The sequence below is a fragment of the Rhizobium azibense genome, from assembly GCF_004342325.1.
In the GTDB taxonomy this organism is placed as follows: Bacteria; Pseudomonadota; Alphaproteobacteria; order Rhizobiales; family Rhizobiaceae; genus Rhizobium; species Rhizobium etli_B.
This window is the reverse complement of sequence record NZ_SMBJ01000002.1, coordinates 638,222-650,608: the sequence shown is the minus strand read 5'-3', so window position 1 is coordinate 650,608 and position 12,387 is coordinate 638,222. Positions and strand designations below refer to the sequence as shown.

At 59.4% G+C, this 12,387-nt stretch carries 8 protein-coding genes and 1 pseudogene; 1 reads left to right on the top strand and 8 read right to left on the bottom strand.

Going from position 1 to position 12,387, the window contains the following annotated elements; all coding sequences use genetic code 11:
• Positions 1 to 142: 142 nt before the first annotated feature.
• Entirely contained in the window at positions 143 to 2,512 is a 2,370-nt protein-coding gene (locus tag EV130_RS07160; protein ID WP_132659766.1) for a trimethylamine N-oxide demethylase, read from the top strand.
• A 71-nt stretch (positions 2,513 to 2,583) separates the two neighbouring features.
• Here EV130_RS07160 and EV130_RS34205 read toward each other — a convergent pair.
• The 8 genes and pseudogenes from EV130_RS34205 to EV130_RS07120 all read right to left on the bottom strand — a co-directional run.
• Positions 2,584 to 2,789, bottom strand: a pseudogene (locus tag EV130_RS34205) (chemotaxis protein); the annotation flags it as partial.
• A 66-nt stretch (positions 2,790 to 2,855) separates the two neighbouring features.
• Positions 2,856 to 4,193, bottom strand: a complete 1,338-nt coding sequence (locus EV130_RS07150; protein ID WP_132551838.1) for an NAD(P)-binding domain-containing protein — start codon at positions 4,191 to 4,193, stop codon at positions 2,856 to 2,858.
• Between the two features lie 52 nt (positions 4,194 to 4,245).
• Positions 4,246 to 5,286, bottom strand: coding sequence for a heme-dependent oxidative N-demethylase family protein (locus tag EV130_RS07145; RefSeq protein ID WP_132659764.1), 1,041 nt, complete (start codon positions 5,284 to 5,286; stop codon positions 4,246 to 4,248).
• Positions 5,287 to 5,316: 30 nt separating this feature from the next.
• On the bottom strand, positions 5,317 to 6,282 hold the full coding sequence (locus tag EV130_RS07140; RefSeq protein WP_132659762.1) for a PDR/VanB family oxidoreductase: 966 nt from the start codon (positions 6,280 to 6,282) through the stop codon (positions 5,317 to 5,319).
• The gene (locus EV130_RS07135) at positions 6,279 to 6,884 is read right to left on the bottom strand and encodes a dimethylamine monooxygenase subunit DmmA family protein (protein WP_132551835.1); all 606 of its coding nucleotides are present in this window, start codon (positions 6,882 to 6,884) and stop codon (positions 6,279 to 6,281) included. Before EV130_RS07135 ends, EV130_RS07140 begins: the two co-directional genes overlap by 4 nt.
• 10 nt (positions 6,885 to 6,894) lie before the next feature.
• Complete coding sequence (locus EV130_RS07130) at positions 6,895 to 8,028, bottom strand: aminomethyl transferase family protein (RefSeq protein WP_132551834.1); 1,134 nt, start codon at positions 8,026 to 8,028, stop codon at positions 6,895 to 6,897.
• A 406-nt stretch (positions 8,029 to 8,434) separates the two neighbouring features.
• Positions 8,435 to 9,121 (bottom strand): helix-turn-helix domain-containing protein, encoded by a 687-nt coding sequence (locus EV130_RS07125; protein WP_074065178.1) that lies wholly within the window; start codon positions 9,119 to 9,121, stop codon positions 8,435 to 8,437.
• 1,083 nt (positions 9,122 to 10,204) lie between these two features.
• The gene (locus EV130_RS07120; protein ID WP_132551833.1) at positions 10,205 to 12,379 is read right to left on the bottom strand and encodes a xanthine dehydrogenase family protein molybdopterin-binding subunit; all 2,175 of its coding nucleotides are present in this window, start codon (positions 12,377 to 12,379) and stop codon (positions 10,205 to 10,207) included.
• Positions 12,380 to 12,387 lie beyond the last annotated feature (8 nt).

The following is a 12,387-nucleotide window of genomic DNA, read 5'->3' as shown; positions in this document are numbered from 1 at the left end:
CGCGCTCGCGCATGGATTCTCAGCTTTGACCCTTGATGCATAGTGAAGATATTTTCTTTTTAGTCAATATGGTTTACTTTCCAACGGCATTTTGTAAACCTGTTTTGGCGGGCGAAAGCGCGCTCCAACGCAAGAGGGTATGATGCGAGATCTCCATCGGGCGATGACCGGGGTGCGGCCGGCTTCCCCGAGCATTGTCCGCTATCCGGGCATTCCCGCGCTGCCGCAGGGCACGCAGCGCTACCGCGTCAAGGGCGGCGGCTCGGTGGTTATCCGCGTCGAGGTCGGTGATCACGTGACCGTCACCGACATGCAAGGCGGTCAGCCATGTGAGCTTTCCTTTGTCGATGAGGCTGGGCGTTTCCTGTCGGCAGGTCTCGGCGCGGCCTTCACCAATGCCGCCGAGGGACTGAAGGCCATCCTTGCGACTGGGGAAGAGAGCGCCATCCGTACCCGCGCTGCGCTTGCTCGTCGCGGCGTGGATCTTGCGGGGGCCGGCGCGCTACGTCTCTTCGGAGCGGCAGCGACGCCAGGAAGCTCCGCAGAACTTGCCATCGTCCTGAAAGGTCTCCTGGTTGTCGCTGCTCCTGCAGGCGTGATGTTGCCGCACATGCAGGATACGTCGACGCCGATCGAGATCAGGATCAGGCGGAGCCAACTCATTCGCGATTATTCTTCGGCCCTGCCCGAGCCGATGGCCGATCCGATCGAAGATATTCGCATCAAGGCGGCAACAGCCTCGGCCTACTTCGTCCGCGCTGGCCAATTCATTCAGATCATTGACGTTTTTGGGCGGCAATGCACGGATTTTCAGGCTTTCGCGGCCCGCAAGGTGGACAAGGGTCTCGACCTGGCTTTGGATTCGACCGTCACCCGCACCCTGCTCGGCCGCAGCTACCCGATGCCCGGCCTGCCGTCAAAAGCGTTCGATCGCGATTTTGAACCTCTCGTCGAGATCGTCCAGGACACCGTCGGCCGTCACGACGCCTTCGCGACCGCCTGCAACTCTCGCTACTATGACGATATGGGCTATCCTGGCCACGTCAATTGCACGGACAACTTCAACGCTGCATTGTCGCCTTACGGGATCGCCCCTCGCAAGGGCTGGGAAGCGCTCAACTATTTCTACAATACAGGCATCGATGACAAGAACCAGCTGTACCTCGACGAGCCTTGGTCGCGGCCGGGCGATTATGTGATGATGCGGGCGCTGACCGACCTCGTCTGCGTCTCCTCCTCATGTCCAGACGATATCGATGCCGCCAACGGCTGGGATCCGACGGATATACATGTCCGAACCTTTTCCAAAAAAGAGAAATTCTCACGAGCGGTAGCCTATCGCATGACACCTGACTCCGACGCTGAACTGACGCACGAAACCGCCTTCCACCCACGCTTTTCGGCACTCACGAGGGATTACGCGGAATATCGCGGCTACTGGCTTGCGAACCGCTTTTCCGCCGAAGGCCCCGTCGAAGAATATTGGGCCTGCCGCGAAAAGGCAGTCGTCATCGACCTCTCGCCGCTGCGAAAATTCGAAATCACCGGTCCAGATGCCGAGGAACTGCTGCAATATTGTCTGACGCGCGACGTGCGTAAGCTGTCATCCGGACAGGTCGTCTATTCGCCCATGTGCTACGAAAACGGTGGCATGATCGATGACGGTACGCTTTTCCGTCTTGGCGATAAAAACTTCCGTTGGATCGGCGGTGATGACGCAAGCGGCATCTGGCTGCGCGAGCAAGCGGAAAAGAAAGGCTTCAGGGCCTGGGTCCGCTCCTCAACCGACCAGATGCACAATATCGCTGTGCAGGGACCGAAGAGCCGCGACATTCTGAAGGAGATCATCTGGACGGCGCCACGCCAACCGACGATCGGAGAACTCGAGTGGTTCCGCTTCACGGTCGGGCGCATCGGGGACCTGGAAGGCGCGCCCGTCGTCGTCTCGCGCACCGGCTATACCGGCGAGCTGGGTTACGAGATCTTCTGCCATCCGAAGGACGCGCTAAAGGTGTTCGACGCGGTTTGGAAGGCTGGTGCACCGCATGGCTTGAAGCCTATGGGTCTCGAAGCGTTGGACATGGTGCGCATCGAGGCGGGGCTGATATTCGCCCATCACGAGTTCACCGACCAGACCGATCCCTTCGAGGCCGGCATTGGTTTCACCGTGCCGTTGAAGTCCAAGGCGGATGATTTCATCGGCCGCGAGGCTCTGATCCGGCGCAAGGAGCATCCGCGTCATCTGCTGGTAGGGCTCGACGTGCAGGCCAATGAAGCGGTTGGCCATGGAGATTGCATTCACATTGGCCGCGCGCAAGTGGGTGTGATCACCAGCGCTACCCGCTCGCCAATCCTCGGCAAGACCATCGCTCTCGCCCGTATCGACGTCACACACGCCTCTGTTGGAATGGCGGTGGAGATCGGCAAGCTGGACGGCCACCAGAAACGCTTGCTCGCGGTCATCGTGCCGCTGTCGCATTACGATCCTCAAAAGACGCGGCCGCGTGCTTAAGTTCAGCCCGACTTGAGCTGGCCGTTGGGGTGGCGCGGGTAGCCCCAGGGGCGTTGGCAAGCATTTCGGGGCGCAAGCACGCCAAAGCCTGACCCTGCCGTACCGGCACGTGCCGCCTCGATGCCAGCACAGCCGGCGAGCAGTTTCAAGTTCCGATTTCGGATCCGGTACTCCATCGTCCAGGCGGGCCGGCCCATCGAGCGCCGGGCCCACAACCTGGTCCATGATCGGCACGTCCTTCTCACACATGGTGGAGGGCGAAGGTCCGTGTCCGGTTAAAAAGCCGCCAAAAGGGCCGCGGTGAACCACCTCCAAGCGGTCGAAGGGCTGACTTGGAATGCTGTCAGTTGCGCAGGTACTCTTCCATCGAATCGTCGAGAGCTTCGACCCAGGGCGTATGGTGCCTCGGCGACATGTTGCCGGTCATGAGTGATCGATAGGCGTGATCACGAAAGCCCATGATATTTTCCGCCTTATGGTGTTCCCATTCCATGAAGGTTCTGTTCGTGCCTTCGATGTCGAAGCTCGGGTAGTCGGTTTCTGCGAGCAGTTCTTTCACGTAGTCTCCCTGATACCAGATCATCTGCTCGGCATCTTCAAGCGTCTCCTCGCGGGCACGCCACATGTCGAAATTCGCCTTCAGTTCGCTTTCCCGCGGCAGTTTTATGCGGCCCATCATGAGGTCGCGAGCCCACCAGGCTTGTACGTCGAACATGTTGAAGGTGTAGAACTGGTCCTGCATGCCGATGTAGAAGAGCTGTGGGTTCTTGTCGAAGACAACGCCCTTGTAGAGACCGTCTGCCCAGAGCCGGTTGGCAGTCCTCAGTCGTAATTCGTCCGGCAGAAACGGAAAGTGGTGCTGATAGCCGGTGCAGAGGATCAGCGCATCGACTTGCTTCATCGAGCCGTCGAGAAAATGCGCAGTCCTGTTTTCGAGCCGGGTCAAGAGCGGCCGCTCCTCGAAATTCTCCGGCCACTTGAAGCCCATAGGCTTCGACCGGTAACTCGTCGTCACCGATCTGGCGCCGTATTTCCAGCATTGCGAACCAATATCCTCGGCCGAATAGCTGCGGCCCACGATAAGGATGTCCTTGTCCTTGAATTCCAGCGCGTCACGGAAGTCGTGCGCATGTAAAACACGGCCGTTAAAGGTCCTGACACCCTCAAAATAGGGAACATTCGGGGTCGAGAAATGACCGGTCGCAACCACGACATAATCGAACTCCTCGTCATACATGCGGTCCTCGACGCGGTTGTGGGCCGTCACCGTGAATTTCCTCGTCTCCTCGTCGAAGCGCACCATGCGCACGGGCGTGCTGAAGCGCACCCAATGGCGGACATTCGCCTTTTCGACGCGGCCTTTGATGTAGTCCCAAAGCACCGCGCGTGGAGGATACGAGGCGATTGGCTTGCCGAAATGCTCCTCGAAGGAATAATCGGCAAATTCGAGGCATTCCTTCGGACCATTCGACCAGAGGTAACGATACATGCTGCCGTGGACCGGCTCGCCATATTCGTCAAGACCGGTGCGCCAGGTGTAATTCCAAAGCCCGCCCCAATCTGCCTGCTTTTCAAAGCAGACGATCTCCGGGATTTCAGCGCCCTTTTGCGCGGCCGATTGGAAGGCGCGCAACTGTGCCAGTCCGGAGGGACCGGCGCCGATAACGGCAACTTTTGTCATGAAAGCATTCCCCTCTTGATAATATGGCATTGCTTCGGCGCATCGCTGCGCGTTAATCCGGGAAAATGCCGGGGCTGGTGGGCGCCCCGTCATCATATTTCGAAAGCCAATTGATCGTGTCCTCGCGGTAGCGAGTGAGCCCTTTGTAATCGATGAGTTCCGGCGGCAGGGTTCTCAGCACGCGTGGCATGCGTCGCGCCCATTTCGGCACGGTGACCAGCTCGCCCATGTTCATGAGGTAGCAGCGGATAACAAAGAGGATGGCGTTCGAACGCGGCAGGCGCCACAGGCTCTGCAGCTCGACGCGCAGATGTACCTTCTCGGCAACATTCTCTGGCGTCACGGTCGTGCGATCCGGCCCCCATTTGTGGTAGTTTTCCGGGCTGGTATCAAGCCGTGGATTGATGGTCATCGTCCAGTTGAACCGGCGCGTCGGCTTGCCCTGCTGCAGGTTCAGGAGGAATTTTAATGCGCGGTCGAAGACGCCGGCCTGGTGGGCGAGAGGCACGGGCCCGTGCCACTCCATGAAATTCATGCCGATGTCGAAATCGAGCGACCAGTCGGCCTGGGTCGTCACCATCCCAGCATCCATCCAAAGATTTCCGTCGCGCTGGTCAACGATGCAGAAGTCACCCTGCGCCTGCCGCGTGATATATTCGAAGGGCTCGCAAGGCAGCGTCGAGACATCGCCGAAGGTGAAGGTGTCGTCGATGCCGAGCGGCCGGTTGACCCAGCGCCACTCGTCGCCATTCCTCGTGAGGGTGAAGTGTTCGGGATAGCCAGTTGCCTGCTCTTCCATCAGAAGCTCGAGTGTATCCCACTGCGCGCTCATCATATGGGGGAGAGCCTGATAGCGGAGCGGATCCTCCTTCAGCACCAGCATCCGGTCATGCATCTCAGCGACATAGTGCTCATCGACGTCGATCAGGTTTTCGAAGACGGTACCCGGTCTGCCGCGCACGTGCGGCTCCATGTTGACCGAATACATGTACTCGTCGCGATCGAAGGGAAACGGGAAACGGCTGACGTTCTCGGGGCTGTTCCGATAGCTGAAATCGTCGCGGAAACTTTCCTGCTTGAAGGCGATTGCCATGTCGTTCTCCTTGTTCCGCCTTTAGAGCCGCTAGAGGTCGAGATGCAGCGTCTTGCCCTCGAAGCGGGAGACGCAGATCATCACCTTGCGGCCAGCCGCTTTTTCTTCATCGTTCAGATACACGTCGTGATGCAGCAGTTTGCCATCGCAGTTGACGACCTCCGTCTCGCACTGACCGCAGGCACCACCTCGACATAGGAAGGACGCATCGACGCCTGCCGCTTCGATGGCCTCCAGCATGCTTTCGTGATGGCCAACCCTCACGGTTTTGCCGGAGCGCACCAGCTCGACGGTGAAGGGCTTGCCCGGCAACGAGGAAAGGAAGCGTTCCGAATGCAGGTTCTGCTCCGGCCAGCCGGCTTCCATCCCGGCCCTTAAGACGCCGTCGATCATCCCCGATGGGCCGCAGACATAAAGATGCGTGCCGAGCAGCTGACTGTCGAGCAGACGGTCGAGCGGCATCGTCATGCCTTCAGCGTCGCAGTAGATCTTGATCCGTTGAGAGCCGTAGCGCTCGACCAGTTCCTTCCAATAGGCACCGCGATCGCGCGTGCGCATGGCATAATGCAGCTCGAAACTGGCGCCTTCGCGGGTGAACTGTTCCATCATGGCCATAAAGGGGGTTATGCCGATACCGCCGGCGATCAGCAGATGCTTGCGGGCCCGCCAATCCGGCTGGAAAAGGTTGACCGGATAGCTGACGTTCATCTCGTCGCCTTCCTTGACCCTCTCATGCATGAAGGTGGAGCCGCCGCGCGAGCCTTCGACATGCAGCACACTGATCTCATAGGCCGCGCAATCATGCGGCGGCGACATCAGCGAATAGGCATTGCGGCGTATATGGCCAAAATCATTCATCGAGACAATGACATGGGCACCGCCTGAGAAATATGGCAAAGGCTTGCCGTCGAGCCGCTCGAAACGGAAGCGCTTGATGCGCTCTGCAACCGGCGTCACCTTCGTCACGCGGACGGGAATTTCACGACCACCGCTCAAAGGAACAACTCCTCAGGATCGGGCGCGCTGCCAGGGTCTTCCGCATCGATGTTGACGCCCTGGAAGGCACCGAGCCGTCGCGAATAGTGATCACGCACGAGGAGCGTCAGTCCGCAATGGCTGCAGGTGACGGGGCTCGCAGTCACCTCCTCAGTGATCCCTTTGCAATGCACGCACTGGACACGCCGCGCCAGCGAGCCGCGATGTTCGGTGATGATCGAGGCGGAATCCATGCCGTGATCGAGCCCCACCATCATTGCCTGTCCGATGAAACCCTCCGTCCCGGCGACATAGAGGCGAACGCCCATGTGAGCGGTTGCCAGCAATGCCTTCAGCCGCGACAAAAGGGTTGCAATCGTTGGCGCCGTCCAGAAGACATCTGTGCCCAGGCCGAGCAGCGTCGTGTCATGGCCTTTGCCCTTCGACCCGCGCGCGACATAGAGGATTTCGCTGCGTGAAAGGATCGTCAAGTCGAGGGCGGCTTTCTGGTCGATGAGCGCGAGCGCACCCTCACCCTCGAGCGCGAAGATATGCCGCTTGGCATGCGGCTCGATTGTCAAACCTTTGTAGAGCGGACGGCTCTTGATGCCTGCAACAAGCATGGCGTGCTCCCTAACCTAAAGCGGTCCGCTTCTTCTTTTGCGGATCGTCAAAGGGAAGCACATGCGCGCTTGCCGTGCACTTTACGCTCTTGCCACGCACTTCGAACTTCGTGTCATGAACAGCCTTGTCGACATCAAGCCTGGCGATTGCCATGGATTTCTTCGTTAGCGACGAATAACTCGGGCATGTGATGACGCCGACCTTTTTGCCATCGGCCCAGACCTCATCGCCAAGATCGGCCGGGCCATCGGCATCGATCAGCATACCGAAGATCTTGAAGCGCTCCTTGCCTTTGAGGCGCGCATGCTCCTCGGCACCCCGAAAGCCGGTCTTGCCGGGACTGACGGTGAAATCGAGGCCAAGTTCCCAGAGGCTGTCGCCGGGCGGCTGATCGGCAAAGGGATACATCTGGGAATTGTCATAGGGATAAAAGAGCAGATAGCTTTCGACCCGCAGCATGTCGAGCACGCTGAAGCAGCAGGGAATAATGCCCATATCCCTGCCCTCTTCGACGACCCGATCCCAGACCATGACGGCATCCTGGCCGCGCACGAAGATCTCGTAGCCACGCTCACCGGTATAGCCGGTGCGCGAGATCATCACCGGAGCGCCGAAGAGCGTCGTCTGAACGTGATGGAAATATTTGAGGTCGCGGATACCGGGCACATAATTGGCGAGATAGTCGATCGCCAAAGGTCCCTGAAGCGAGAGATCATGCAGATCGTCGTCGAAGAGCACCGCGCAATTGCGGCCGGCCGCCTGCTTGACGACCTCCTCGTGGCCGGACCCGGAACCATGCACCAGCATCCAGGAATTCGGACCCGTGCGGTAGACAATGCAATCGTCGGTGAAATGACCGCGATCATTTAGCATCGTGGCATAGACCGAGCGACCGGGATAGATCTTCGTCATGTCGCGGGTGGTGACGTAGTCAAGCACAGCGATCGCATGGGGGCCGACCAGATGCACCTTCTTCAAGCCGGAGACGTCCATGATACCGGCCTTGGTGCGGACGGCGACGTGCTCTTCCGACATGTCCTTGTCATAGGTCCAGGCGGTTCCCATTCCGCTCCAGTCCTCAAGCTTCGATCCGAGAGCGCGATGCCGATCCGCCAAGGCGGAGAAACGCCAAGATAAAGCCATTCTCGTTCCCTTATGTTTCTTCTACGGAATATTTGTTTCCTGACTATATTCGTCTTTCGCGTCGTGGCAAGCCTGCCTGAGCAGGGATTCCCTGAAATATTCAGCGGCGGTTGCCCTTGGCGGGGTCGGCGGAGAAGACGATGCTGGCAATCGGTGGCCGGTTTCGACGCTGCCGGAAGCGGGGTGCTGTGGCATCGTTGAAAGAATTCCCCGACAGCGAGTTCACCGACGAGGCGGGGCCTTCGCTCTGTCTGGCGCGTTGAAATGGCTGATGGCGGCGGCAGAGCACCGCGACCGGCTTCACTCGTCGCTGCAAGGGCTTGCCGGGAGGGGGACTTCGCTCACATCCGAAAAAGGACCAGCGGGTCTTTCAGCGTCGACTTTCTGGTTGTTTTTTCAAAGCAACCTATCCCGTCTTGCCACGCTGGGGATAACAGATGATCGAGAGGTAGCGGCTCGGCAGCTCGACCAGCACTTCCGGCCCGTGCGGCGCATCGGCGTCAAAGAACAGGCTGTCTCCCGGCTGCATCGGAAAAAGCTGGTCGCCGTGGCGATAGACGACTTCGCCTTCCAGCATGTAGAGAAACTCCATACCCTCATGCTGAAAGGTCGGGAAGACGTCGGAATCGGCCGTCAGCGTGATGAGATAGGGTTCGACAATGACGCCGCTGGAATTGTTGTCGATATGTCCGAGCAGATTGTATTGATGTCCCGCCCGCGTGCCGCGCCGCTCGAGCTCGATGCCTTGGCCGGCTTTGACGAAGACGGCATTATGAGGCTCTTCGTAACGCCGGAAAAAGGCGGTGAGGGGCACGCCGAGGGCGCGGGAAAGCGCTTGCAACGTCGTGAGCGAAGGCGAGATATTGCCGTTTTCGATCTTCGAGAGCATGCCGAGCGAAATGCCGGTTGCGGCGGCGAGATCGGTGACCGTGATGCCGAGCTTCTTGCGATAGGCGCGAACCTCGTGGCCGATCGCCATTTCGAGATTGTTTTCCTTCGGTTCGCGGACAGCATGCGGGTCCTGAGAAAGAGCGGTCCGGTTCCCGTGCGGCTGTTCCTCTTGGCTCATTTTGTCATCGCGCTTGGCCTTCATGCATCGTCCTTTCGCGTTTCCCTCCCCGGAACCCTATCGCCGTAGTGAAATTTTCTCAATCGTGAAGAAAGTGAGTGATCAGCGCTTATGGCTGGCGCCATACTATGGAGTTTCGGTCTCGCCCACATCGTGCTCGCCGGTCCCCTATAACAGCGGTTAAGGCATGGGCGAGAGGAGAGGACTTTCACCGGTCAGCCAGCTCCGTTAAATCTGTAGATACTGGGCTTGGCGGTGGTAGGTTCGAAGACTGGCTCGCCGCCATGACCTTCTGATTTGTTCAACGGTTCCATTCATTCGCAGGCAAGCTCGAGCTTTGAATTTTATACCGGTGGAAAGGTCTTTCCGCCGGTCTCGCTCTCTTCGACATCGGCAGATAGCTCATCTCATGAGGGACACAAGAAGGGCTGAACAGATCTGACCTACGTCCTGACCCCGCGGATGCCGATGGTTTTCCTGAAGGCACTGCCTCTGATCCATTGTCCCGCAAAGGACCGTTCACCGCCAGAAGGCCGAACCGGATTACCCCCCGAGGCTCAGTTCTTGTGGAGAGCAGATTTTTTGGCTGTTGTCGGGGCCGATCTTCAATACGTCCGGTGAGTCAAACGCTATGCCGAAACATGGCACGCGGGTATCTGCCGTGTTGCCAACGGATTGTGACCGATCTCGACGACACTCTGCGAGGAGCGAGCCTCGTATTGATGTTCCGGTCATGACGCAATCGCGTTGCCTGCGAGACGTCAGCAGCATAGCTATCGTCGATGCAGGGCGTTAACGGCGCCGCGATGACGAATGCCGACAGGGATCGGTCGGGGGCCGGAGCTGTATGCGCCGGCGCAGAGTCCAGGCCAATCGCCATCGCCAGAATGGAGAATGCGAAAAGTGCAAGGCCGACGACATGATCGGATATTGCATGCCGACGGCGCTCCAGATGCTCTTCCAGATAGTTCGGTTGTTGATCTCTTTCGTCGTCGTGCATGACAAACTCGCTTGGTGGATTTCTAGACGATAGGTTCCGCAAAGTTGGTCTTCAGCTATTGGCTGCGGAACCATTTTTTGGCCTTTGAAGGCTGAATCACGGCTCGTTCATGAAGGGCTGTTGTTCTTGAACGGCAGTTGCCGGATCCGCTTGCCGGTAGCGGCGAAGACGGCGTTCAGGACGGCCGGCCCGGCGACGGCGATGGTCGGCTCGCCAACACCGCCCCAAAAGCCGCCGGAGGGCATGATGATTGTCTCGACCGCCGGCATCTGATCCATTCGCATCACCTCATAGGTGTCGAAATTCTCCTGTTCGACGCGGCCGCCTTTGATGGTGCATTCGCCATACAGGCAGGCGGAGAGACCGTAGACGAAGGACCCTTCGACCTGACGTTCGGCCTGGGCGGGATTGACGATATGACCGGGATCCGTCGCGGCGACGATGCGGTGGATCTTCAACTGTCCGTCGGTGATGGAGATCTCGGCTGCAGCGGCGACATAGCTGGCAAAACCCATGATCTGCGCCAGGCCACGGTAAACGCCTTGCGGCGCCGGCCTTTCCCAGCCGATGCGATCGGCCACGGCTTCCAGAACCGCCAGATGCTTCGGATGGTTGGCCATCAGCTTTCGGCGGAAATCGAGGGGATCGATCCCGGCCGCATGGGCAAGCTCGTCCAAGAAGCTCTCCACGTAGAAGGCATTTTGGTTGAGGTTCACGCCACGCCAGAAGCCGGGGGGTATTGGAGGATTTCGCATCGCATGGTCGATGAGGAGATTTTCGACCGTGTAGCCGAATACACCTTCGCTGCCACTGTCGTTCAGCCCCTGGAACACGATTGGATCGTGACCGTTCTCACGAAACGCCTGGGGACGGAGCGAGGAGAGGATAGACTGACCGCTGATGCGCATGTGAAGCGCCGTCAGGTTGCCGTCGGCATCAAGTGCGGCCCGCATCCTGCACTGCGTTGTAGGGTGATAGGAGCCGTGCAGCATGTCCTCCTCGCGCGACCAGATCAGCTTGACCGGTGTGCCCGGAAACTCCTTGGCGAGCATGACCGCCTGGCGCACGTAGGATTCATTAGCGCCGCGCCGGCCGAAGCCGCCGCCGAGATGCAGCTTGTAGACCTCGCATTGTCCGATCGGCAGGCCGGAGGCATCAGCCACGTTGACAAGGCTGCTTTCGCCGTTTTGGGTCGGCACCCACACCTCGCATTTGTCTGGCGTATATCGCGCCGTCGCGTTCATCGGCTCCATCGTGGCGTGGGCCTGATAGGGGAAGGAATAGGTTGCCGTGACGACCCGTGCTGCTTTCTCAAGTGCTGCAGGCGCATCGCCGATCGATGTGCCGACGAAGGCATCGTCGGCATCAAGGCCTTCGGCGAGCATTGCGGCGATCGAGGCGGTGGTGACGGCAGTGTTTGGACCATCGTTCCAGACGACCGGCAACGCGTTGAGCGCCGATTGCGCCTGCCACCACGTGTCGGCAACCACCGCCACGGTTGCCTCATCGATCTGCACGACCTTGCGCACGCCTGGCCTTGCCGTGACGGCTGCGGCATCGAAGCTTGCAAGCTTGCCACCGAATACAGGGCAGGCCTTCACCGCGGCGTTCAACATTCCAGCCAGTTGCACATCGGCGCCGTAGATCTGCTTTCCGGTGAGCTTGTCGGCGGTATCGAGCCGCGGAAGCGGCTTGCCGGCGATCTTCCAGTCCTTCGGGTCTTTGAGCGCGAGAGTGCTTGGAACCGGCATCTGTGTGGCAAGCGCCGCCACGGCGCCATAAGACGTCGTCCGTCCGGAAGCGGGATGGGTGATGATGCCGTTTTGAACCGAACATTCGGAACGCGGGACATTCCAGGTACTGGCCGCGGCTGCAATGAGCATTTCGCGTGCGGCGGCTCCGCCCTGCCTGACATATTCGTGCGAACCGCGAATCCCCTGGCTGCCCCCGGTCGAGAAACTGCCCCAGACGCGCTCGCGTCGAAGGCTCTCCCCGGGCGTCGGATACTCGGTGGTGACCTTGGACCAGTCGCATTCGAGCTCTTCCACGACGAGCTGTGCCAGCCCCGTAAGCGTGCCTTGCCCCATTTCCGAGCGTGCGATCCGGACGACGACGGTGTCGTCCGGATGGATCAGAACCCAGGCGTTGACTTCCGGCAGTATATCCAATGCCGCCTGCTCGGCATTTGCAGACAGCGGAATCTGAAAGCCTAGCGAAAATCCGCCGGCCGCCGCGGCCGTACCGATGAGAAACTTGCGACGTGATAGCGTGACCACATTCATCGTTCTAC